We start from the raw sequence: 24,232 nt of genomic DNA, 5'->3' as shown, positions 1-24,232 counted from the left end.
TGTCCTGCCGCGGGCCGCCGACTAAGGAGAGCCATCATGGGTTGGGGTGAGAGGATCCATCACGCTGCCGGGAAGCTCCATGGCAAGGCCACGGAAGCGGCCGGCGAGGCCACCGGCAATGACCGGCTGAAGGCTGAGGGCAAGTCCCGTCAGGTCCGGGCCGATCTGAAGCTGGCAGGCGAAAAGATCAAAGGCGCCTTCAGGAAGCACTAGTCTTCCGACGTCGACAGCAGGGCGCGGGCCATGCGGCCCGCGCCCGCATCTGCATTGTGGCCTCATTCCACTACTGGACGGGGTTCCCGCCGCCCGCCATGATGAATGAAGGCGCGGGGGCTGGATCGTCAACCGCAGTTTTGCGAGTGGTACCCGCAGTGGAGGCGCGGTGACATGGCACGTAAATCGGTCCCGGCGGAGCAGTCGGATTCAGTGGATTCCTTTGAGCCCAGCGAAGATTTCCTGGCCGAATACTTTGCCCAGGTGCCCCCGGAGGATCTGCGGAGCTACGGTTCCGAGACGCTCCGCGCGCGGGCTGCGCACCATCTGAAAGTGTCGTCCCCGCGCCCGCCCGGGCAGGCCGTCGTCGGGATCCTGACCGAATTGGATGCGAGCGTCATTGCCGTGGTGGCAGAGGACATCCCGTATCTTGTCCACTCCGTCACGGCGGAGCTCACCCGCGGCGACACGCCGATCACCCTGCTTGTTCATCGTAGCTTTCGGGTGCTTCGCGACCCGGTGAGCCGCGAGCTGCTGGACGTCCGGCTTGGAACGTCCGTGGAAGGCGAAGCCCCACCGGAGGCCGGGGAAACAGAGGTCTGGATTGCTGTGGAGATCGGCCGGCTGCCGGACGCGGCGGCCGTCAGTGAACTGACGGAAAACCTGCGAAGAGTGCTGGATGATGTTCGGGTTGCCGCCGAAGACGCGGCCGCCATCCGCGGCAAGGTCGCGGAAGCGGTAGCCTCCGTGGACGGATTCCCGCGCGACGTGGTGCCGCCCCCTGAACAGCTCAGTGAGCTGCTTCTTTGGCTCGACGACGGAAACTTCCTGTTCCTTGGTTACGCCGAAGAAGAACACACGACGGCGGGCGGCCAGGAAGGTCTCTCCGAACGGCAAGGCTCCGGGCTGGGTCTGTTGAGGCGGCCGCCAAGGGACGCCGGCGGAGGCGACTGGCCCGGCTTACCCAACATCCGCGGGTCCCAAGCCCTCGCCCTTTCCACCTCGGAAGTGCGGTCCACAGTCCTGAGGCGGTCCTACCTGGACGAAGTGCGCGTGCCGATGTTCGATACCGCCGGCCAGGTCACAGGCGAACGGCGCTTCTTGGGGTTGTTCACGTCCGGCGCCGCGCACCAGTCGGTCCTGCGGATTCCGGTCATCCGCGAGAAAGTCCAGGCAGTCAGCGTGGACCTGGGGTTTCCGCCCCGGTCGCACCAGGCCACGGACTTGACGGCTGTCCTGGAGACCTTTCCGAGGGACGAGCTGTTCCACATCGAGGCGGCTGAGCTCGCGGGCCTCGCGGACGAAATCCTTCATGCCGAGGTGCTGCAGCGGATCCGCGTATTCCTTCGTCCGGACAGCCATGGACGGTTCGTGTCCGCCCTCGTCCTCTTCCCGCGCCGCCGCTACAGCACGGCGGTCCGACTATTGATGCAAGAAGAACTCAAGAGGTCGTTCGAGGCGGACTCTGTCGACTTCGAGGTCCGACTGACCGGGTCAGCCATGGCCCGGGTGTTCTTCCGGATCCATGTGGGCGCGGCGGCGCGGGACGTCCGGGCGGGCGGCACCGACGTCGTCGACGCCTCCCGGCTGGAGCGGCGACTCATAGCTGCCACGCGTTCATGGTCGGACGCGCTCGAGGACGCAATCCGCGACCGCTTCCCGGCGGCGGAATCCGCAAGGCTCGCCGGGCTTTGGCCGGACGCCTTTCCGCCTGGTTATCGCGCGGTCCACGAGGCGGAGGCCGCCGTCGGGGACATCATCAATTTCGAGACGTTCGACCTGGACGGCGCGGGCGGCAGGCCATACGGGGATCCGTTGCTCACCGTATATGTCAGGAAGGACGCGCCGACCACGCTCGTTGAGGACGCCCGGATCCGCCTTTACCTGACACGGCCCAGGAGCCTCACGCAGATCCTGCCCTTCCTGCACAACTTCGGGCTTGAAGTGCTGGACCAGCGGCCATTCGAGCTTCGGCGGAGTGGCCGGGAGCTGTTTCTCTACGACCTCGGCGTGAAGTATCCCGGCGGCGTTGACCCTGAGGAAACCAGCGGACTGCTCGCGGATGCCTTCGCGGCCGCCATGCGGGGGGACATCGAATCCGACCGGATCGACGCCCTCGTCATCCGGGAACGGTTTGCGTGGCGGCAGGCCGTCATCCTGAGAGGCTACGCGAAGTACCTCCAGCAGTTGGGGACCACCAACTCGTACGGATTCATCGCCGAGACGCTCGTCGCCAACGTCCGGGCGACCCGCGCCCTCCTGGCGCTGTTCCACGCGAAGTTCGATCCCGGGCTGGACGAAGCCGACCGCGACAGGGACACCGCAGACGCGAAGAGGGAATTGTTGGCCGCGATCGATGACATCCCGGTCCTCGACGCAGACCGTCTGCTGCGCACATTCATGAACCTCGTGGAAGCCACAACGCGGACCAACTACTTCCTGGACAAGGCCCACTTGAGCTTCAAACTCAATCCGGCCGCGATCGCCGGTGCGCCGTTTCCACGGCCGAAGTTCGAGATCTGGGTGTACTCGCCGCGGGTGGAAGGCGTTCACTTGCGATTCGGGACGTTGGCACGCGGGGGTTTGCGGTGGTCTGACCGAAGCGAGGATTTCCGGACAGAGGTACTGGGACTGGTCAAGGCACAAAACGTGAAGAACTCCGTCATTGTGCCCACAGGGGCAAAAGGAGGCTTCTATCCCAAACGGTTGCCGGACCCCGGCGCGGACCGCGAAGCCTGGCTCACTGAAGGCCTGGATTGCTACCGAATCTTCGTCAAGGGCCTTCTGGACCTCACGGACAATCTGCTCACCACAGACCGGGGAGAGTCAGTGGTGCCACCGGCCGGCGTGGTACGCCATGACGGCGATGATTACTACTTGGTGGTTGCAGCGGACAAGGGAACAGCGTCATTTTCGGACGCAGCCAATTCGGTCGCCCAGGAGTACGGTTTTTGGCTCGGCGACGCGTTCGCGTCCGGGGGATCCGTGGGATACGACCACAAGCAGATGGGCATCACGGCCCGTGGGGCGTGGGAATCCGCGAAGAACCATTTCAGCGAGCTCGGCATGGATTCACAGACCGGGGGCTTCACCGTGGGCGGCATCGGCGACATGAGCGGCGACGTGTTCGGTAACGCGATGCTGCTCTCGCCGCACATCCGTCTGGTGGCGGCCTTCGACCATCGGGACATCTTCCTTGACCCGGACCCCGATGCGGCAGCTTCCTTCGAAGAACGCAAGCGTCTCTTCCGTCTTCCGCGTTCGTCCTGGGCCGACTACGATCCTTCGCTGATCAGCGCCGGCGGGGGCGTCCACTCCCGCCGGTCCAAGGCCATCGGGATCACCGAGCAGGTCCGGACTGCCCTCGGCCTGGAGCCGGGGACGTCCTCGCTGCCGCCCCACGCGCTGATGCAGGCGATTCTCCGGGCACCCGTGGACCTGCTCTACAACGGCGGCATCGGAACCTACGTCAAAGCCTCCACGGAAAGCCAGACAGACGTCGGAGACAAGGCCAACGACGCCATCAGGGTCAATGGCAACGAGCTGAGGGCCCAGATCGTGGCGGAAGGCGGGAACCTGGGCTTCACGCAGCGCGGCCGGATAGAGGCAGCCCTCGCCGGCGTCCTCCTCAACACCGATGCGATCGACAATTCCGCCGGTGTGGACTGCTCGGACCACGAGGTCAACATCAAGATCTTCGTTGACCGGATGATTGCTGCGCAGAAGATTGGCCCCGACGAACGGGCAGGCTTCCTGCATTCCCTGACCGACGAGGTAAGCCGCCTGGTCCTGGCAAACAACGTTGACCAGAACGTCCTCCTCTTCAACGACCGGCACCTGGCGCTCGAGTTGAATCCCGGCTTTGAGCGGATCATGGACTGGCTGGAAGACGCGGCGGACCTGGACCGCGGCCTCGAGGCCCTGCCGAGCACGGAACAACTCCAGGACAGGCTAAGGGCCGGCACCGGATTGACCTCGCCGGAGCTGTCGGTGCTGGCAGCGTACGCGAAGATCGAGCTGGCCAGGGAGCTCACCGCGAGCGACCTCGCCGATGATCCTTGGTTCAAGCGGGTCCTTCGTGGCTACTTTCCACGCCAATTGTCCGAGCGCTTTGATGCTGAGCTGGACTCCCACCCCCTGCGTCGGCAGATCATCTGCACGGTGGTGGCCAACGACATGATCAACCTTGGAGGGATCACCTTCGCTTTCCGCGCCATCGAGGAAACCACGGCCGCCGCCGCGGCCGTGGCGAGGGCCTTCGTCGTTGTTCGCGAGGCTTATGGGCTGCAGCGCTTCGTGGACAGGGTCGCCAGCCTGCCTCCCGGGTTTCCCGGCGAACACAGAGCCGCGGTTGCCCTTCCACTGCGCAGGCTCCTCGACCGCGCAACCCGGTGGTACGTGACACACGATCACCGGGACCAAACCATCGACGAAGCCCTGCGGAGGATCGGGCCGACCCTGGACCTGCTGCGGACCCGGACCACCGAATTTCTCCGCGGCTCGGACCTTGACCGCGCGGAGCAGAGGTTAACGCATTGGAACGACGCCGGGATGCCGGGTGATCTGGGGCGGCGGGCCTCCGATTTGTTGGAGAGCTTCTCCCTCCTGGACATCTCGCTCGTGGCGGAGCAGGTGGAGGAGCCACTCACCACGATCGCCGACATGTACCACACGGTCATTCATTGGATCGGCGTGGGAACGCTGTTGCTGCGCATCACTGACCTGCCAAGGCAGAGCCGGTGGGAAGCCTTGGCTCGTGCGGCCTTGCGCGACGACGCCTATTCCGCCGTCGTCGACATCACCGTTTCCGTCATGCGGGCCACCCGGGCAAGCGGCGACTCCGGCGCCTCCGCCGTGGACCGCATTGTGGAGTGGGAGAGCGGACGCCAAGAGCAACTGGGGAGGATCAAGGACACCTTCGTGGAGGTCACCAAACCCGGGCAGGTGGACCTCGCGTCGATCTCCGTGGCCCTGAAACTCCTGCGCACGCTGGCGAAGCGCTAGGAGGCTCCTTTGAATACACTGCCAGCGGAACGACTTCGCACATGACGTTTTTGGGGTAGGCAATGCGAATCCTCTAAGGTTGGTGCGCGATGGCAGCTTTAAATGAAACGCCCGATCAATCGGGGCCCGCGCCGCGTGGGCCCGTCTTCGTCGACGCATCAGGCCGGCGCCTGCGCAGGCTCAAGCTAATTGGGCTCGGAGCCCTCGGGCTCGTGGCAGGGTATGTGCTCCTCCTTCTCGTTGCGTTCATGGGAGGGCCTAACGTTGCCGCGCCATACCTGCCCCTACCGACCGCAGCGAAGCCCCCGGCGCCTGTTCCGGTTGCCCCAGTGGCCCGGGATCTTCCGTCATCCCCACCAGCACCGCCTTCTGCCGGAGCCGGGCTCCCAACCGGGGGTGCTCGGTTGCCTGCCCCTTTGGCGCCGACGACGCTTGAGGCTCTGGTGACTTCGCCGTCGTCCGTGCCCGTGCCCGTGGCACCAGCGCCTACCGGTGCGACCACGCAGCAGGCTGCCCGTTTCGCCCCGATTACCACTCCCGCGCCCGTCACGTCGCCGACGAGCCCGGGCAAGAGCGGGACGGCTCCGGGCCAGGCCACGAGACCGTTCACGCCTACGCACCCGTGAGTGCGCGCCGCTTAAGCAAGCGCAATGCTCCGGTCAGCGTCAAGGCACACTGGTTCATCCTTGTGGCTGTCCTGTTGGCGCTGGCTGCTGCCCTCGTCGTGCAGGGGTACATGCATCACTTGGCAGGGATCGGCGATGACTCCGTCGCTGCCGGCGGGTCTGCCGGGTCTGTCCCGGACGCGGTCTCGCACGGCGGCCCGGTGGTCGATTCCCGCGGCGGGACCGTCCGTACGGTCAGTCCACCGGACCGCACACTCGCCTTGACCTTTGACGACGGTCCGGACCCGGTCTGGACGCCCCGGATTCTCGACGTTCTCCGCAAGCACCATGTCCATGCCACGTTTTTCGTGGTCGGTTCGGCCGCCATCGACAATCCAGACCTTGTGCGCCGCATCCTGGCGGACGGTAACGAGATCGGCGTGCACACGTTGACTCATGGGGACCTGGGAAGCGCCCCGGCGTGGCGCCAGCAGCTTGAAGTGCAGGGCGACCAGCAGGTCATCGCCGGAATCACGGGCCGCGCGGCAACGCTCCTGCGGCCGCCGTACAGCTCCGAGAACGACGCCGTCAGGGACGGCACCTGGACGGCAATGCGCGCGGCCGCCAATCAGGGCTACCTCACGGTCCTCACTACCCGGGACAGCGAGGACTGGCAGCGGCCCGGCGTCGCGACGATCGAGAAGAATCTCACGCCCTCAGGCCCGCAGGGCCAGGTGCTCCTCATGCACGACGGCGGTGGAGACAGGGAACAGACGGTCGCCGCCCTCGACTCCGTCCTCACGAAGTTCGCGGATCAAGGGTTCCGGGTCACGACCGCGGGAGACGCCGTCGGAATCGCGAGCATGCGCGATGCCTCCGCGGGGGAGCAGGCCAGCGGATCCGCGTTGATATGGGGAATCCGGCTCAGCGACTTCTTCATCACCGCCATCTCGTGGGCGCTCGTTGCGGCCGGAGTGGTGACGGTGGTCCGGGCCGTCCTCGTGGTGGTGTTCGCGGCGCGCCACCGGAGAGCGGCGCGACGCTCGGTAGCGGCCGGCCGCAGTCGGCGCCGGGTGGACGTGCCGGTCCGGCCTGAGGTTATCGAGCCGGTCAGCGTCATCGTCCCCGCGTACAACGAGGCGGCCGGCATCGAAGCCGCAGTCCGATCGATCTTCGCCTCGAGCCATCCGGTGGAGATCATCGTGGTTGACGACGGGTCGACCGACGATACCGCGGACATCGTGGAAAGGCTCGGCCTGCCGGGCGTCACACTGATCCGGAAAGAGAACGGCGGCAAACCGTCGGCCTTGAATGCCGGGCTTGCCGCCGCCAGCCACGAACTTGTGGTCATGGTCGACGGCGACACAGTCTTCGAGCCGGAAACGGTCCACGCCCTCATTCAGCCTTTCGCCGACCCTCGGGTGGGCGCAATTTCCGGTAATACCAAAGTCGCCAACCGCGGAGGGATCCTCGGCGCCTGGCAGCACATCGAATACGTTGTCGGCTTCAACCTGGACCGCAGGCTGTTCGACATCGCCGAGTGCATGCCCACCGTCCCAGGGGCGATTGGCGCCTTCCGCCGCGATGCACTCTTCCGGGTGGGCGGAGTCAGTGACGACACCCTTGCCGAGGACACGGACCTGACCATGTCGCTGTGCCGCGACGGCTGGCGCGTCGTGTACCAAGACGATGCCAGGGCCTGGACCGAAGCACCCGCAAGCCTCGGGGCGCTGTGGAAACAGCGGTACCGATGGTGCTACGGCACGCTTCAGGCGATGTGGAAGCACCGTGGCGCGGTTCTGCAGGGCGGCGCGGCCGGCAAGCTCGGCCGACGCGGGCTTGGCTACCTGCTCGTCCTGCAGGTCCTGCTGCCGTTGTTCGCACCGGTAGTGGATGTCTTTGCCATCTACGGCCTGATCTTCCTTGATCCGGTCCGGATCGCGGCGCTCTGGCTTGTGTTCCTCCTGGTTCAATTCCTCATGGCGGCCTATGCGTTCCGGCTCGACAATGAGTCGCTTCGCCCACTGTGGACCCTTCCACTTCAGCAGTTCGTCTATCGGCAGCTCATGTACCTCGTCGTCATCCAGTCGGTAGTCACGGCCTTGGCGGGCGTGCACCTGCGATGGCATCGGATGGAGAGGTATGGAAGCCTGCGCGTGCCGCCGACCGCATAAAGCGGTAACCTCCTAGCCCTTCGCGCGCAGCTCCCGCCGAAGGATCTTCCCCGACGCCGACTTCGGAATCACCTCGACGAACTCGACCGATCGCACGCGCTTGAACGGCGCCACGTGACCGGCGACAAACTCCATGACGTCCCCGTCCCCGAGCTCGGCTCCCGCCTGCCTGACGACGAACGCCTTCGGTACCTCTTCGCCGTCGTCCGCGTGGATGCCGATGACCGCGGCGTCCGCGATACGCGGGTGGGTGAGCAGGAGGGCTTCGAGCTCAGCGGGCGCGATCTGGTAGCCCTTGTACTTGATCAGCTCCTTGAGCCGGTCGACGATCGTCACGATGCCGTCAGCCGTGACGGTCGCGATGTCGCCCGTGCGGAGGAATCCATCCGGGTCGATCGTCGCAGCGGTCGCGTCGGGCCGGTTCAGGTAGCCGAGCATGACCTGCGGGCCGCGGACGAGGAGCTGTCCCGGGGCGCTCGGTCCCTCGGCCGGGACGTCGATCTCCTCGTCCGTGGCGGGATCGAGGAGCTTGCACTCCGTGTTCGGCACGGTGTAGCCCACCGAGTCGAGGGGGACGCGCTCGGCGCCGTCACGCGGAATGGCATGGGATACAGGGCTCAGCTCGGTCATCCCGTAACCCTGGAGCATCGTGCAGCCGAGCCTCTTCGCGACGGCGTGCCCCAGCTCACCGTCGAGGGGCGCCGCTCCCGAAAGCACCGCGCGGACGGAGGAAAGATCGTATTGGTCTACCAGCGGATGCTTCGCCAGTGCGACGGCGATGGGCGGCGCGATGAAGAGGTAGGTACAGCGGTGGTCCTGTGCGATGCGGAGAAACTCGGCGAGGTCGAACTTCGGCATCGTGACGAGCCTGGCCCGCTCGCCGAGGGCGAGATTAAGCAGCACCGTTAGCCCGTAGATATGGAAGAAAGGCAGGACGGCAAGCAGCACGTCGTCGGGAGTCACCCGGAAGAAGGCGCTCGACTGGGCGACGTTCGCCACGAGGTTGTACTGGCTCAACAGGACGCCTTTCGGCGTGCCGCTCGTGCCGGACGAGTAGGGCACGACGGCGGCGGCGTGCGGATCGACGCTGAGCGTCGGCGCGGGAAGGCCGGCTTCCAGCCCGTCCGCGAGCGAGGGATGCCCCGCGGCAGTGGTGAGGTCGCCGCCGTCGAGCACCACGAGCCGTTCCGCCGGAATGCCGGCAGCCACCGCCGCGGCGTGCGCACGCTCGAGGAACGGCGAGACGGTGAAGAGCCAGGAGGCGCCCGCGTCGCTGAGCTGGCTGCCTACCTCATCGGCGGTATACAGCGCGTTGACCGTGGTGACGGCGGCGCCCGCACGGAGGACACCGTGGAAGACGACGGCGAACGCCGGCACGTTGGGGCAGAAAAGGCCCACGGTGGTCCCGGGACCGGCCCCGTGGCTTGCGAGCCAGCCTGCGGTGGCATCGATTCGGCTGACGAGTTGCCGGTAGCTCATTTCCGCGCCGGACGTGCCGTCCACAAGTGCAATCCGGTCAAGGTCCTCGTCGCCCAGACCACCGAACAGGTACTCATAAATGGTGACTTCGGGGATCTCGACATCAGCGTACGGGCTGGTGAACATGGCGGCTCCTTCGACGCACGACGCCGGGAGTCGCCGTCGTGGGTCCATTACACCCGGCGGTGCGGGGCCGGGACAAGGCCTGCCGGGGCCGGATGCCCCTTCAGCGGAAGGGTCTACGCCTCAACCAAGTCTGCGCGGGACGCGTCGACCAAGGCGGGAGTGTGCCAAGGATGGCCGCTCCGGTCTCTTTGGGGGAGTGGTTTATGGTGCCGTGGGGGAACCGGAAGAGGCGGCATCGGTGGCTTAGGCGGCATGGGGGCAGGACTGGGTTGCCGTACGACGGGAACCGGTGGCGTGGTTGATGGTCCGCGAAGTGGGACTTCGGGGCATAGATCGGTGATCAGGCCCATTCCTGCATATTCGCGTACGTCACTGATGCCGCACACTGCGGCCCGCTTGTCCGGAAAGGACTTGGAGACGGCTACCACCGTTCCGTCCGGAGCCTTGAGCCTGAATCTGAAGCTCGTGTCCTCGTCGATGAAGAGTTCAAACATCCCGGTCATGCGTATCCTCCCGAACAGCGGGCGGCGCGTGACGCCCGGTAGGTTTCGCCGGGACCGGGGCGCGACGTTGCGCCCCGGTCTTTCAGCCGGCAAATGGATCATCTGACTCACAGTGCATGGTGCTCGCCACACGGTGTAGTTAACCAAAATACGGTGAAGAACCCTGGCTGGCTAGTGCTCGGGACGGAACGACGTTCAATGCTGCTCGAGGATCCTGTGCGCGTCGTCCTGTGCGGTCAAGGCCCTGTCGTCTACAATCTGGCCCGGCAAGTGTCCGGCGGCGGCGATCGCCCGCCGCAACTCCGCCACAGTGCGGGGATTGCCCACGCCCCGGTGCGCCATGGCGTGGCAATTGGCACACAGCGGCACGAGGTCCGCTATGGGATCCAGCCGGTAATTGCCGCCAAGCTGTGAAACGGGAACCACGTGGTGGACGTGGATGTAGTCCTTGCCGATATCGCCGTAGCTTACTTCGAAGGAGAAAGAGCACGCGGCACAGGACGTTCCGTGGAAAGCCAAGCAGACGCGACGCGCTTCAGGGTCCCGTTCGTAGCGGTTCGTATCGATCCGGCTGACGGCTTCCTCCGGGTAGGTTCCGGGGACGATCCGGCACGGTTCCGAGGCTGCCGGCCCGTGCTCTCGCCACAAGCGCTGAAGTCCGGGTTCCGACTCTGCCGGAAGTGACCGCCCGGAACCGCGCAAGGTATTCCAGGCCACATCCGGCACTTCACTGGTGAGGACACTGGATGGTATTTGGCTGCCCAGGGGGAGCACGGCATCGAAGGACACGCTGACGTACCGCGCACTGCTCTTCGGCCCCGTGCGTTGTGGCGCCTCGTAGCTTTCGGACATCACCACACCGTGTCCGATCAGCCCGCGTCCGTGCTGGCCCTCGCCTTGCAGGAGAAGCCATGCCTGGTTGCCAGGCTGGATCTTCCGGTGCCGCCCGACGTTCCACCGCTCCAGGAATTGCCCTGTTTCGGCGACCTGCTCGATTACAGCCTCGTAGTTCCAGTCGTTCCCAAGCCGTGGATTCCATCCCAGGATGATGGCCACCATGGCTGCTCCTCCCTGCGTGCCAGTGAAATTATGCGAGTCGGTTTCGGACGATTTCGCTGACGGCCTTGCCGTCGAAGCGGCCGGCGACCTTTGCCGTGACGGGCTTCATCACGGCCCCCATCTGCCTGACCGAGAGTTCAGTGCCACCGGCCTTCAACGCGGCGATTGCCTCGTCGACGATGTCCTCGACTTCGCCGGATGTCAGCATTGTAGGCAAGTAGGCCTCGATGACTTCGGCCTCGGCGATTTCCGCCGCGGCGCGTTCGGCCTCCCCGGCCTCCGTGTAAATGCGGGCCGTGTCCCGGCGCTTGGCGGCTTCCTTTTGCAGCAGCGCCGTCACCTGGGTGTCGTCCAACTCGATGGGTGTCTTGCCGGACTTCTCACGCGTCTCGATTTCGCCCAGGACGTTGCGGACCGTCGTGAGGGCAATTTTGTTGCGGTCCTTCATGTGGACGACGACGTCAGCATGCAGGCGTTGCTTCAAGGTGCTCATGGTAATTCCCTCTACTTGGTGATTGTTTTCATTCTTCACGGTCTGGACCGTCTGTGCAGAAGAGCCGTGCAGGCAACCGGCCCGGTATCTAAAATTCTGTCTCCGGCGATCCCCCAAGAAGGCCTTCCGCGACGTAGCATCAAGGTAGGCGGCTGCCAGGAGTGTGGCGAAATGTTTGAGAGATTTACGGACCGTGCCCGTCGCGTTGTTGTGCTTGCCCAAGAAGAGGCACGCATGCTCAACCATAACTACATCGGTACCGAGCACATCCTTTTGGGTCTGATCCAGGAGGGTGAGGGGGTTGCCGCCAAGGCGTTGGAGTCCATGAGCATTTCGCTCGATGGCGTCCGCGAGCAGGTGCAGGAGATCATCGGCCAGGGCCGGCAGGCCCCTTCGGGCCACATCCCGTTCACCCCGCGCGCCAAGAAGGTGCTTGAACTCGCACTCCGGGAAGCCCTGCAGCTCGGCCACAACTACATCGGCACCGAGCACATCCTGCTCGGCCTCATCCGTGAGGGTGAAGGCGTTGCCGCGCAGGTCCTCGTCAAGCTTGGCGCCGATCTCGGCCGCGTCCGTCAGCAGGTCATCCATTTGCTTTCCGGCTATGAGAGTAAGGACCCCAGCGGAATGGTCGCAGGACCGAGCCAGGCCGAGGTGGCCCCGGCCGGTTCGGTGGTGCTGGACCAGTTCGGCCGCAACCTGACCCAGGCCGCTCGGGAGAACAAGCTCGATCCGGTGATCGGCCGCGAGCTGGAGATGGAACGCGTCATGCAGGTCCTCTCCCGCCGGACCAAGAACAACCCCGTGCTGATCGGTGAGCCCGGCGTGGGCAAGACCGCCGTCGTCGAGGGCCTTGCCCAGGCGATCGTCCGGGGCAACGTGCCCCAGAGCCTGAAAGACAAGCAGCTTTACACGCTCGATTTGGGGTCCGTGGTGGCTGGTTCCCGCTACCGTGGTGATTTCGAAGAGCGCCTGAAGAAGGTCCTCAAGGAAATCCGCACCCGTGGCGACATCATCCTCTTCATCGACGAGATCCACACGCTCGTGGGTGCCGGCGCTGCCGAGGGTGCGATCGATGCCGCGTCCATCCTCAAGCCGTTGCTGGCCCGTGGTGAACTCCAGACCATTGGTGCCACCACACTGGACGAGTACCGCAAGCACATCGAGAAGGACGCCGCGTTGGAGCGCCGCTTCCAGCCGATCCAGGTCCAGGAACCGTCAGTGGCCGACACGGTCGAGATTCTCAAGGGCCTGCGTGACCGTTACGAGGCGCACCACCGGGTGACCATCACCGACGGCGCCCTGGCGGCCGCGGCGAGCCTCTCGGAGCGTTACGTTTCGGACCGCTTCCTGCCGGACAAGGCGATCGACCTGATCGACGAAGCCGGCGCCCGGCTGCGCATCCGCCGGATGACCCGTCCGCCGGAGCTGAAAGCGATGGACGCACGCATCGCCGAGGTGAAGATGGAGAAGGAATCGGCCATCGACGCCCAGGACTTCGAGGGTGCCGCGTCGCTGCGGATGAAGGAGCAAAAGCTCGTCGCCGAACGCAGGGAAAAGGAACTGAGATGGAAGTCCGGGGGCACGGAAGGCCACTCCGAGGTAGACGAGGAGCTGATCGCCGAAGTTCTCGCGAACTCCACCGGCATCCCGGTCTTCAAGCTCACCGAGGAAGAATCCAGCCGTCTCCTCAAGATGGAGGAGGAACTCCACAAGCGCGTTATCGGGCAGAATGAGGCGATCAACTCGGTGTCGCGTGCCATTCGCCGCACCCGTGCGGGCCTGAAGGACCCCAGGCGTCCGGGTGGCTCGTTCATCTTCGCCGGCCCCACCGGCGTCGGCAAGACCGAGCTCGCCAAGGCCCTGGCCGAGTTCCTCTTCGCTGACGAAGAGGCCCTCATCACGCTGGACATGTCCGAGTACTCCGAGAAGCATTCCGTGTCGCGTCTCTTCGGTGCCCCTCCGGGCTACGTCGGCTACGACGAGGGCGGGCAGCTGACCGAGAAGGTCCGCCGTCGTCCGTTCTCCGTGGTCCTGTTCGACGAAGTGGAGAAGGCGCACTCCGACTTGTTCAACTCGCTGCTGCAGATCCTCGAGGACGGCCGCCTGACGGATAGCCACGGCCGGGTGGTGGACTTCAAGAACACGGTGATCATCATGACCACCAACCTGGGCACCCGCGACATCTCCAAGAGCGTCGCGACGGGCTTCCAGTCCGGCACGGACACCACCACCGGCTACAACCGGATGCGGGCCCGGGTCACCGAGGAGCTCAAGCAGCAATTCCGTCCCGAGTTCCTCAACCGTGTTGACGACGTGATTGTCTTCCCGCAGCTCACGCAGGACGAGATCATCGAGATTGTTGACCTCATGATCCGTCGGCTGGAGCAGCATTTGGCCGACAAGGACATGGGCATCGAGCTCACGGACGCCGCCAAGGTCCTCCTGGCCACCCGCGGATACAACCCCGCCATGGGTGCGCGGCCGCTGCGCCGGACCATCCAGCGCGAGATCGAGGACCAGCTCTCCGAGAAGATCCTCTTCGGCGAACTGCACCCGGGTGACATCGTGGTGGTCGACGTGGACGGCGAAGGCGACGACGCCAAATTCACGTTCGCCGGCAACGCCAAGCCACGCATCCCGGATGCGCTGCCCGCCGTGGGCTAGGACGAGTCGACCGACTGCCCCGTCCTGCCGCCGTCGGGCCTTTCCCAGTCAACCTTGTGCCCGAGGCCCGCGAGCAAGCGTGCGACGGCGTCCTCCGCGGTCGGCGGTGGGCCGAAGACATCGCGCTGGCGTGAGGTGTCGGCGACATAGCGGCCGGTCTGGAACCACTCCATCATCGCCCCGAAGTCCGGTCCCATCTGGCTGACCGGGTTCAGGACGAGCTCGATCTGGCGGCCGAGCATCCGACCGGAGATATCGGCGATGTCCTGCATGGTTACCGGCCGGTTCCAGCCGATGTCGATGCGTTGGCCCTCGACGCCGCCTGCGTCGACTGCGGCTGCAAGGTATCCGGCGAGGTCACTGGCAAGAACGTATGTCAGGGGGACCGTGGACGACCCGAACCACATGAGCCGCCCCTCGCTGAACGGGTCGCCGAAGCGGGTGATCTGCTCAAGGAAAGCGCCCGGACGCAGGGCTACGAACGGGACCCCGAGTTCTTCCAGACGGTCCTCGGTCAGCTTCTTGTGCCAGAAGTGCGGGACATCCGGAGTCTGATCGCAGGTGAGGATGCTGGTGAGGACAAATCGGCGAGTACCGGCGCGGCTGGCCGCATCGACGAGGTTGATGTTGCCCACCGTGTCGGTGAGAGGGGTGTCGCCCTCCCGATGGTGGGTGTATCCGGCCGCTGAGGTGATCACCGCGTCGACGCCGTCCATGGCGTGCGCAAGCGATTCCGGGTCCATCATGTCGCCACGTACGATCGTGGCCCCCAGTTCTTCGAGGCGGCCCGCATCCGAACCGGGCCGCACCAAGGCGCGGACTTGTTTACCTCCCGCCAGCAGCCGGGACACCACCTGGCTGCCGAGCATCCCGGTACCGCCGACCACAAGCACTGGTCCCAGGTCGGTCATCGTTGACTCGGAGGGCGTCACGGTTGCGTGCCTGTGGGGCCTTGATCCTCCACCTGGCCGCGCCACCCTCCGGTTTCGGCTCCACGCGCCTCGATGAATTCCTTGAACTTCTTCAGGTCCGCCTTCACCTGCATCTCGTCTACTTGGAGCGCGGCTCCGGCCTTCTCCATGAAGGTTTCGGGCGCCCACTCGAAATGGACCTTGACGTGGGTGTGGTTGGCGTCCAGCGGCGAAAACCTGATGATGCCGGCGTGCGATTTACCGTCAATGCTGCGCCAAGCAATCCGGTCGTCGGGTTCCTGGTCGACGATTTCCGTGTCGAACTCCCGTTCCACGCCCCCTATCCTGGTGACCCAATGGTTGGTCGTGTCGCTCAACTGGGTTACGGATTCCACACCGGACATGAATCGGGGAAACGACTCAAACTGCGTCCACTGGTTGTAAGCGGCACGGACAGGGACATCCACGTCAATGGCTTCTTCAACCTTTCGCATCTTTCCTCCTCCGTTGGACTTGCATGGACAGGCCGCAGGGGTGGCCAACGGTCCCTCGAGGAAGCCTGCCACCCTTGAACATTAAGCCTGCTGACCATCCACGTCCAGTGTTGCCAGGCACAAGCCGGTTTGGCAGTTACGTCCTGGAGCGCCCGCGGCGCGCGACGGCGTCGATCGTCACTGCCGCGACGAGCACCAGCGCGGTGACGACGTACTTGGCCGGTGCGCTGTAGCCCTGCAGGCCCATGCCGTTATCGATCGTCGCGATCACCAGCCCGCCCAGGACCCCGTGCAGCACTTTGCCGCGCCCGCCGAACAGGCTGGTCCCGCCGATCACTGCGGCCGCCACCGCGTAAAGCACCAGCGTGCCGCCGTCGTATGACGTCGAGACGGAGCGGAGCCGCGACGCGTAGACGATTCCGCCGATTCCCGCCGTGAAGGAAGCGAGCATGAAGGCGAGGGTACGGATGCGCGCAAGGTTCACGCCTCCCCGCCGCGCGGCCTCGGCGTTGCCGCCAATCGCGTAGACGTAGCGGCCGAACCGGGTACGCCCGAGCAACAGCGTCCAGGCGGCGAGGACCCCGAGCACCACCAGGAGCACCCACGGCACGCCGCTGATTTCCACGAGGGTGCCCCGGTCGGTATTGCAGAGCCACACGATGGCCACGCCCGCGGCGAGCGCCGCTGCGATCTTCAAGGCGCTCACGCTGGCAGGCGGCGCGACGAGCCCGGTATTGCGCCTGCGGGCGTCCCGCAGCCATGTCCACGCGCTGAACGCCCCGACGACGACGAACATGAGGATCCAGCTGGTGACCGGGCTGAGGTTGCCGCTCGCGATGTTGTTGATGACGGTGTCATTGATGGGCACCACGCCGCCGCTGCCGAGGATGATGAGCATCACCCCAAGCCAGCCGAGTTGGCCGCCGAGGGTCACGACGAACGACGGCAGGCCGAGCCGGGTGATGATCGTCCCGTGGAGCAGTCCGATCCCGGCGCAGCTCAGCAAGCCGACGGCGATCGCCGCCCACCAGGGCCAGCCTGTGGACTCCTGGACGAGTTCGGCCATGATGACGCCGCCCACCCCGCCGACATACCCGATGGACAGGTCGATTTCGCCGAGCAGGAGCACGAAAACCTGGCCCATCGCCAAGAGCATGAAAACCGAACCTTGGATGAGCAGGTTCACCAAGTTGCCGGGAGTCAGGAAATTCGGGTTCAGGGATTGGAACAGCACGGAGATCAGCAACAGGCCCGCGAGAACCGGCAGCACTCCGCTCTCGCCGCCCCGGACCCGAGCGAACGCCGCGCGGAAGTAATCGGGCAGCGAGGTCGCGGTGATGTCCGGGTTCAACGCCAATGCGGCCTTCCGCTTGGCCGCAGCCGTGGTCGGCTCGTCCTGGAGCACCGCCGCCGCGGAGGGGAGGGGCCCCTTGGCGGCGGTCAGCTGACGGTTCGACGGCGATGGAGGCGCAAGTTCCGGCCGTGCCCGATCGGAGAACCCCGTGGTCATCAGGTCGACCACGATCTGCCGGTCCATCTCCGCGACAGGTCGGATGGCCACAAGCTGCCCGAGCCTGAGCACGGCGATGCGGTCCGCGACTTCGAACACGTCGTTCATATTGTGCGAGACGACGATGACGGCGACGCCGCGATCGGCGAGCTGGCGGATCAGGTGAAGGACAACCTCCGTCTGGGCGACGCCGAGTGCCGCGGTGGGCTCGTCCATGATGACCAGCTTCGAGTTCCACAGCACCGACTTCGCGATGGCGACGGACTGGCGTTGCCCGCCGGACAGGGACGCGACGGGTTGCCGGATCGACCGCACGGTGGTCACGGCCAGGCTCGCGAGCGTCTCCCGGGCCGCGATCTCCATGCTCTCTTCATCAAGGAGAAGATGGCGAAGGCGTTCGCGGCCGAGGAACAGATTCTGCACGATGTCGAGGTTGTCGCACAGTGCAAGGTCCTGGTACACGGTCTCGATGCCGAGCGCTGCGGCTTCGTGCGGCGAGTTCAACCGGACGGGTTGGTTTTCCCAAAACAGCTGCCCGTCGTCGGGAGCGTGAATGCCGGCCACGCATTTGATCAACACCGATTTGCCCGCGCCGTTGTCGCCGGCAAGGGCGGTCACCTTGCCGGTCGGCACCTCGAGGGTGATGTCGACCAGTGCCTGCACCGGCCCGAAGTTCTTGTCGATGCCCTCCAGCCGAAGCAGGGGCCCGACGTCGGCGGGGCCCGGCGCTACCAACTCGCTCATCGTCGAACTACTGGATACCTGCCGCCGTGCACGCGTCCTTCACTTGCGAGATGCACAGCGAAGAAGTCGCCACGGCACCGTCCTTGACCACCGTGTCCGCCATGTTCTTCGTGGTCACCCACAGCGGGGTCAGCAGGACCGATGCGACGTCGGACTTCGCGGTGTCGTCTGTGGTCTTGCCGTTCACGAGGGTCGATGGAACGGTCACGCCCGCCCGCAGGTAGAGGGCTGCTGCGGCGGCCGCCTGGGCCTCAAAGTAGATCGGCTTGTACACCGTTCCGCACTGGTAGCCCTTCAGGATGTTCTGCAGGCCGGACAACGACGCATCCTGTCCCGTCGTCGGGAAGGTCTTGGCGGGGATCTGCTTGCTCTGCAGGTAGGCGATCACAGCGTTGGCGTTGTCGTCGTTCGGCGTGACCACCGCGTTGATGTTCGGGTGGGCGGTGTATTGCTGGGCGAACGTGGTCTGTGCCACCGACGGCGTCCACGTGCCTGCCGGCTCTCCTACGTTGACGTACTCGCCATTGTCGAAGTGCGGCTTGAGCACGCCGTTATAGCCTTCGGCGAACAGTTTCGCGTTGTTGTCGGTCGGATCGCCATCCATGACCAGGATGTTTGGTTTGGTGACTTTCCAGTCCGCGATGCACGTGACTTCGCCCTGTCCGATCAGCTGGCCAACCTTGACGTTGTCGAAGCTTACGTAGGTGCGGTCCTTGGCCCCGCCTTTGACGAGCCGGTCATAGTCGATCACCTTGACGCCGCGCGCGCTGGCGGCCGCCTCGATGGCTGCGCCCGATCCGGAGTCGAGGGCGTCGACCAGCAGCACGGACGCCCCGGCCGTGATGTCAGCCTCGGCTTGCGTCTGCATGGTGCTTGCGCTGCCTTGAGCGTTGTCGATTTTGAACTTGGAAGAGTCGAGTCCCGCGGCTTCGAATGCCTTCTTCAGGTAGGGGGCATCGAAGGTGACGTATCGCGCGGAGGTGGTGGTGTCCGGCAGCAGCACCCCGACCATCCCTTTGCCTTGGGATGCGAGGGACGTGAGTTGTTTCATGGCCGAGAAATCGGCTGTGAACGCATCCGCAGAGATCTGCGGCACCGCTCCTCCGGAGCTCGTGGCGCTCGACGTGGACGATGTGCTCGTGCTCGAGCATGCGGCGAGTGCCGTGATAGCGAGGGTTGCGATGAAGGCGGTTCCGGCGCCTCGTGCCGGGACCTTCATGTTTAACATTTCTTTCCTTCCATTGGTTTCGACAGCAGGCGACCTGGCGGGGTCGGGCCGGAACCTGGGCGTTGGCGCCGGACGCAGGTCCACGCCGGAGGCCACGGCGGTTCTCACCAACGGACGTCGAAGAGCCAGCACTCGGCTGACTGCGACTTTATGACCAGCGACTCGATATCACGGGGTCCTCTCCGGACGGACATGGCGGCGACGCCGGGCATGTTCGTCGATGTTGCTCTATGACTACGTTGTAGACCGGAAGTCTGCGCTTAGCAAGGCTTCGTGCGGGGCAGGATTCGACGACGGGATGCCGGGAAGCAGCCGGGCTCGGATTTTGTTACATCAATACCGGAGTACCTGCCCGATACCCCGGGATGCAGTCCACATCACAGAGGTGGGTTCAATGAAGAAATGGACGCGATGGCAGGATTGGGTCACGGTAGTTGCCGGGCTCTACGCTGTTCTATCGGTCATCTGGACCAAGGCGGCCGGCGGCTCGACTGCCTTGATGCTCGTGTTCGGCGCATTGCTGGTCATCAGCGGCGTCATCAATCTGGCCATGCCCGGAACCCCGGTCATGGAGTGGATCCAGGCAGCCTTTGGCGCCCTGTTGTTCCTGTCTCCGTGGTTCGGTTCCTATGCCATGCAAACCGGCGTCGCCTGGACGTCCTGGATCACCGGTCTGGTGGCGCTCGTCGTCACCGCGATGGCGATCAAACCCAGCACCGAGGAACACCGGCATCACATGGTCAGCCCTTCGCACTGACGTGGTGAAACGCTCAGGTGCTGAAACGCTGAAGTGCTGAAACGCCGAACAGCGGGAACATCGGCCGGCGGGCCGTCATCGGACCCGCCGGCCGCTTGCTGCTCTGCGCAGGTATCCCGACGGCGGGCGCCGCGAATGCCGCCGTCAAAACGGCCGCCCGACCAGGGAGCTGCGGCTCAGACCATGAGGACGGCAGCGCCGGTTATCCGGTCGTTGGCCAGGTCCTGCAACGCCGTGTCGGCTTCGGCTAACGGATACGCCGTCGTGGTGGGGGCCAGCGGGATGTCCGCGGCGAGGGACCAGAACTCTTCGCCGTCTGACCGGGTATTGGCGGTAACACTACGGAGCTGCCGCTCATGGAAGAGATCCGCGGAGTAGTTCAAAGGCGGTATGTCGCTGAGGTGGATCCCCGCAATGGCAAGGCTCCCGCCCCGGTCCAGCGCCTTGAGTGCCACAGGAACAAGGTCACCCACGGGAGCAAAAAGTATTGCCGAGTCGAGTGGGACCGGCGGGGAATCGTACGCGTCGCCCACAAACACCGCTCCCAGTTCACGTGCCAGCTCACGGGCGGACTCCGAACGGGTCATCACGTAGACCTGCGCCCCTTGGTGGCGCGCCATCTGTGCCGTGAGATGGGCAGAGCCTCCGAAACCATAGATGCCCAGCCGGCCACCTGGCGGAAGCTCGGCCCGTTTGAGCGCACGGTACCCGATGATGCCGGAGCACAATAGAGGGGCCGCCTGCTCGTCCGAAAACCGGGGCGGGATGGCATAGGCGAAATCTTCGGATACCGTGAGTTGTTCGGCATAGCCGCCGTCCCTGTCCCATCCGGTGAAGACAGGGGAGAGGCAGAGGTTCTCGTCGCCGCGGCGGCAATACGCGCAGCTCCCGCAGGTTCCCCCGAGCCATGCGACTCCGACCCTGTCACCGCGCCGGAACCTCACACACCCGTCGCCGGTCTCGCTGACTGTTCCCACCGCTTCGTGGCCCGGTACGACGTTCGGCCTCCGCGGCGCAAGGTCGCCTTCGGCGAGGTGCAGATCCGTGCGGCAGACACCGCAGGCGCGGACACTGACGAGGAGTTCCCGCCGCCCCGGGCGCGGATCGGCCCGTTCGCCCCAAACCAGCGGCCGGGATTCCATCGGGCCTGGTTCCCGGACCCACCATGCACGCATCGTGTTCTCCCTCGCTGCTAACTCTGATTCCGCGCGGCGGGGTCCCCGTTGGCGGCCCGCCGCTCCGCTTTCAGCAGGCGCAGGCCGCTGGCCAGCACGCCCACATGGCTGAACGCCTGCGGGAAGTTCCCGAGGAACTCGCCGGTGTCCGGGTGGATCTGCTCAGGCAGCAGGCCCAGCGGATTCGCGCGTCTGCAGAGGGATTCGTAGAGTTCATGGGCTTCATCCACCCGCCCTTGACCGGCCAGGTTGTCCACCAGCCAGAAGCTGCAGAGGAGGAACGCCCCTTCGCTTCCGGGCAAACCGTCGGGAGAAACCTCTGGCAGGTAGCGGAACAAAAGCCCGTTGCCGGCGTCGAGCTCTGCCGCTATCGCTTTTGTGGTGGACACCATCCGCGGATCGTCGAATTCGATGACGTTGCGGACGGGTAGGGTCAACAAGGACGCGTCCAGGCCGCCGCTGCCGCCCAGATTCTCGGTAAAGGTGCGACGCCGGGGGTCCCAGGATTGCGTCAAGGCAGCCTGCCGGATCCGCCGGGCCGTGGCCTCCCACCGGCGCTTGGGGTAGGGAAGCCCGTCCCTGCGCGCGATCTGGATGGCGCGGTCGATCGCGACGTAGCACAGTGCCGCCGAGTAGGTGAAGGGTCTGCTCTTGTCCCTGATTTCCCACGGCCCGGAGTCCGGAACCCGCCAACTCCTGATGGCCATTTCCACGATCGGGACCAATGCCGCCCAGAGCCGCTCATCGACCCGCTTCCCGCTGCCGGACCACTGGTAGGCGATGTCGACGATTTCTCCGTACACATCGTGCTGGAGTTGGTGCCGGGCACCGTTTCCCCACCTCACCGGGGCCGAGTCCCGGTATCCCCGCAGCTGCGGGTCCTGCACCTCGTCGGGCGGCTGGGAGCCGTCGAGGGCGTACATGACGTGCGGGATACCGTCCCGCTCAACGTTGGTCAGGACCCAGGCCAGGAAGACGTCCGCATCACTGGGATCGCCAATGCGCCGGAACACGTAGTTGGAGAAGGACGCGTCGCGCACCCACGTGTACCGGTAGTCCCAGTTCCGCGACGTGCCGGGCCACTCAGGCAGGGACGAGGTGGCGGCCGCGAGGATGGCTCCCGTCTCGGCGTGATCCAGCATCTTCAGCGTCAGGGCCGAACGCTTCATCAGCTCCGCTTGGGAGCCTTCGCAATCCAGGTTTGATGCCCACCGGCGCCAGGCATAGACGGTCTGGTCAATGAGCTTTTTGCTCTCCGGATGCTGACGGAGCCGGAACCGACCCGACCAATGCAGGACCATGGTCAGCGTTTCTCCCGCGCGAAGCGTCATCTCGGCGGATAGGCCGCGACCGTCGGGCATGAGTTCAACTGAAGACCACAGGTAGACCTCCTGGACTCCGTCCTTCCGCCAATCAAACCGCCAGCCGGTGGCCAAGGTGTCAAAAGTGACACCGGCCTTCGGTACCAGGCTGATGCGCAGCGGGACGTCCCCGCCCACGGCCCTCGCGTGCCGCAGGAGTTCGGAACGGCCAGCCGGCACCGGCTCCGATAGCTCGGCGCCGGCACGCAGCGTCAGTCCGTCCGTCACCTGCAGCACGCCGCGATCGGATACGAGGGACGTGACCAGCACGCAGGAATCCTCGGTATAGCGCTGGGAGGATGCCAGAGTGCGGAGAGGGGCTATTTCGAAACGGCCGCCCGACTCGGCGTCAAGGATGCCGGCCAGGAACGGGGGACTGTCGAATTCCGGCAGGCAAAGCCAGGTCATTGCGCCGTCCCGCCCCACCAAGGCGCACGTGGACCCGTCGCCAATGAGTCCATGATCCTCGATGGGCAAATATCCATCCTGCCTAACCACCGGGCGTGCCTCGGCACCAGTGATCATCGTGTTCACTCCTTTGGGTTCAGGCGAGGCTTCCTATATGGATTCTCTCGCCGATCCCGCGCGCACGCCACAGTCCGCCGGCACCAAGAAACCGCGGGTTCAGGCCGCGACCTCAGGGCGTGAGGAGGACCTTGATGGAGCGCCGTTCGTCCATGGCGCGGTAGGCCTCGGGTGCTTCCTCGAGCGGCATCACGGTGTCGAAGACGCGGCCCGGATTGATCTTGCCGTCAAGCACGTCCGCGAGCAGTTCGGGGATGTACGTGCGCGCCGGTGCCATGCCGCCGGCGATCGAGATGTTCGTGTCGAACAAGTAGCGCAGCGGGGCTTCGGCTCCGCCCGTCGGGACACCAACGAAGCCGAGGGCACCGCCCGGGCGGACACTGTGCAATGCCTGTTCCATGGATTCCTTGGTTCCGACGCACTCCAGCACCGAGTCGGCCAGGACCCCTCCGAGCAACTCGCGGACCTTGGCTACGCCTTCCTCGCCGCGCTCGGAGACGATGTCCGTGGCCCCGAACTCGAGGGCAATCGCCTGTCGGTCGGCGTGCCGGGACATCGCGATGATTCGTTCGGCTCCGAGCCGCTTCGCTGCGAGCACGCCGCAGAGTCCCACCGCGCCGTCGCCGACCACGACGACGGTCCTGCCGGGGCCGACCTTCGCCGCAAGGGCTGCGTGGTGGCCGGTGGCCATCACGTCGGAGAGCGTCAGCAAGCTCGCGCGGAGCGCGTCGTCTGGTTCCGTGACGCCGGGGACCTTGACGAGGGTGGATTCGGCGAGCGGTACGCGCACCGCCTGGCCCTGGCCGCCGTCGATCGCGTGCCCGCTGTCGTCTTTGCCGCCCCAACCCGCCAAATGGTCGCAGGCAACCGTGACGCCGCCCAAGCACTGCGGGCACGCGCCACAACTGACCAGGAAGGGAGCAATGACGAAGTCGCCTACCGCCAGGGTGGTGACGTCGTCGCCGATGCTTTCCACCGTGCCGATGAATTCGTGTCCAATGGCCGAAGGCTGGTGGGTGGGCTTGACGCCGCGGTACGGCCACAGGTCCGATCCGCAGACGCAGGAGGCAGTGACTTTGACGACGACGTCGGTGGGCAGCTGGACCGTGGGGTAGTTACGGTCTTCAACACGGATGTCGCCGGGACCGTGGATGATGGTGGCGCGCATGGGGCTCCTCAAATGGTGGTTGTTGGGCTTGAATCG

General features: G+C 65.4%; 16 protein-coding genes. 5 read left to right on the top strand and 11 right to left on the bottom strand.

Translation table 11 applies throughout. The annotated features are described in order from the left end of the window. Positions 1 to 36: 36 nt before the first annotated feature. From QRN45_RS09160 to QRN45_RS09150, 3 genes are all read left to right on the top strand, one after another. On the top strand, positions 37 to 213 hold the full coding sequence (locus QRN45_RS09160) for a CsbD family protein (RefSeq protein WP_241708619.1): 177 nt from the start codon (positions 37 to 39) through the stop codon (positions 211 to 213). A 174-nt stretch (positions 214 to 387) separates the two neighbouring features. Continuing rightward, positions 388 to 5,217: an NAD-glutamate dehydrogenase gene (locus tag QRN45_RS09155; RefSeq protein ID WP_284763050.1), complete on the top strand. Its 4,830-nt coding sequence runs from the start codon at positions 388 to 390 to the stop codon at positions 5,215 to 5,217. A 622-nt stretch (positions 5,218 to 5,839) separates the two neighbouring features. Beyond that, positions 5,840 to 7,996: a bifunctional polysaccharide deacetylase/glycosyltransferase family 2 protein gene (locus QRN45_RS09150; protein ID WP_284763049.1), complete on the top strand. Its 2,157-nt coding sequence runs from the start codon at positions 5,840 to 5,842 to the stop codon at positions 7,994 to 7,996. A 12-nt stretch (positions 7,997 to 8,008) separates the two neighbouring features. Here the strand turns inward: QRN45_RS09150 and QRN45_RS09145 are convergent, their stop codons facing one another. From QRN45_RS09145 to QRN45_RS09130, 4 genes are all read right to left on the bottom strand, one after another. Continuing rightward, on the bottom strand, positions 8,009 to 9,601 hold the full coding sequence (locus QRN45_RS09145; protein WP_284763048.1) for an AMP-binding protein: 1,593 nt from the start codon (positions 9,599 to 9,601) through the stop codon (positions 8,009 to 8,011). A 113-nt stretch (positions 9,602 to 9,714) separates the two neighbouring features. Then, positions 9,715 to 10,095: a YegP family protein gene (locus tag QRN45_RS09140; protein ID WP_284763135.1), complete on the bottom strand. Its 381-nt coding sequence runs from the start codon at positions 10,093 to 10,095 to the stop codon at positions 9,715 to 9,717. Between the two features lie 204 nt (positions 10,096 to 10,299). Beyond that, entirely contained in the window at positions 10,300 to 11,163 is an 864-nt protein-coding gene (locus QRN45_RS09135; RefSeq protein WP_284763047.1) for an HNH endonuclease, read from the bottom strand. A 28-nt stretch (positions 11,164 to 11,191) separates the two neighbouring features. Next, positions 11,192 to 11,656 (bottom strand): GatB/YqeY domain-containing protein, encoded by a 465-nt coding sequence (locus QRN45_RS09130; protein ID WP_284763046.1) that lies wholly within the window; start codon positions 11,654 to 11,656, stop codon positions 11,192 to 11,194. A 171-nt stretch (positions 11,657 to 11,827) separates the two neighbouring features. Between QRN45_RS09130 and QRN45_RS09125 the strand changes: the two genes are divergently transcribed. Then, a complete protein-coding gene (locus QRN45_RS09125) occupies positions 11,828 to 14,323 on the top strand; it encodes an ATP-dependent Clp protease ATP-binding subunit (RefSeq protein WP_284763045.1) in 2,496 nt (831 codons plus the stop codon). Here the strand turns inward: QRN45_RS09125 and QRN45_RS09120 are convergent. The 4 genes from QRN45_RS09120 to QRN45_RS09105 all read right to left on the bottom strand — a co-directional run bounded on the left by QRN45_RS09120 (position 14,320) and on the right by QRN45_RS09105 (position 19,210). After that, a complete protein-coding gene (locus QRN45_RS09120; RefSeq protein WP_502870705.1) occupies positions 14,320 to 15,234 on the bottom strand; it encodes an SDR family oxidoreductase in 915 nt (304 codons plus the stop codon). The genes QRN45_RS09125 and QRN45_RS09120 overlap by 4 nt on opposite strands. Positions 15,235 to 15,251: 17 nt before the next feature. Then, the gene (locus QRN45_RS09115) at positions 15,252 to 15,728 is read right to left on the bottom strand and encodes an SRPBCC family protein (protein ID WP_241708609.1); all 477 of its coding nucleotides are present in this window, start codon (positions 15,726 to 15,728) and stop codon (positions 15,252 to 15,254) included. Between the two features lie 136 nt (positions 15,729 to 15,864). Beyond that, positions 15,865 to 17,982, bottom strand: a complete 2,118-nt coding sequence (locus tag QRN45_RS09110; protein ID WP_264636371.1) for an ABC transporter permease subunit — start codon at positions 17,980 to 17,982, stop codon at positions 15,865 to 15,867. A 7-nt stretch (positions 17,983 to 17,989) separates the two neighbouring features. Then, positions 17,990 to 19,210, bottom strand: a complete 1,221-nt coding sequence (locus tag QRN45_RS09105) for a sugar ABC transporter substrate-binding protein (RefSeq protein ID WP_078105155.1) — start codon at positions 19,208 to 19,210, stop codon at positions 17,990 to 17,992. Between the two features lie 394 nt (positions 19,211 to 19,604). Here QRN45_RS09105 and QRN45_RS09100 point away from each other — a divergent pair, with 394 nt between their 5' ends. Next, positions 19,605 to 19,967: an SPW repeat protein gene (locus QRN45_RS09100; protein ID WP_078105154.1), complete on the top strand. Its 363-nt coding sequence runs from the start codon at positions 19,605 to 19,607 to the stop codon at positions 19,965 to 19,967. A gap of 176 nt (positions 19,968 to 20,143) precedes the next feature. Here the strand turns inward: QRN45_RS09100 and QRN45_RS09095 are convergent, their stop codons facing one another. From QRN45_RS09095 to QRN45_RS09085, 3 genes are all read right to left on the bottom strand, one after another. After that, positions 20,144 to 21,142: a zinc-dependent alcohol dehydrogenase family protein gene (locus QRN45_RS09095; RefSeq protein WP_284763042.1), complete on the bottom strand. Its 999-nt coding sequence runs from the start codon at positions 21,140 to 21,142 to the stop codon at positions 20,144 to 20,146. A 17-nt stretch (positions 21,143 to 21,159) separates the two neighbouring features. Continuing rightward, entirely contained in the window at positions 21,160 to 23,028 is a 1,869-nt protein-coding gene (locus tag QRN45_RS09090; protein ID WP_241708601.1) for a glycoside hydrolase family 15 protein, read from the bottom strand. A gap of 112 nt (positions 23,029 to 23,140) precedes the next feature. After that, positions 23,141 to 24,196 carry a zinc-dependent alcohol dehydrogenase family protein gene (locus QRN45_RS09085; RefSeq protein WP_241708599.1) on the bottom strand — a complete coding sequence of 352 codons (1,056 nt, stop codon included), beginning with the start codon at positions 24,194 to 24,196 and terminating at the stop codon, positions 23,141 to 23,143. Between the last annotated feature and the right edge of the window lie 36 nt (positions 24,197 to 24,232).

This window comes from Arthrobacter sp. efr-133-R2A-63 (genome assembly GCF_030209795.1).
Lineage (GTDB): Bacteria > Actinomycetota > Actinomycetes > Actinomycetales > Micrococcaceae > Arthrobacter > Arthrobacter bambusae_A.
The sequence above is the reverse complement of the archived record's forward strand: the minus strand, read 5'-3'. Positions and strand labels throughout refer to the sequence as shown.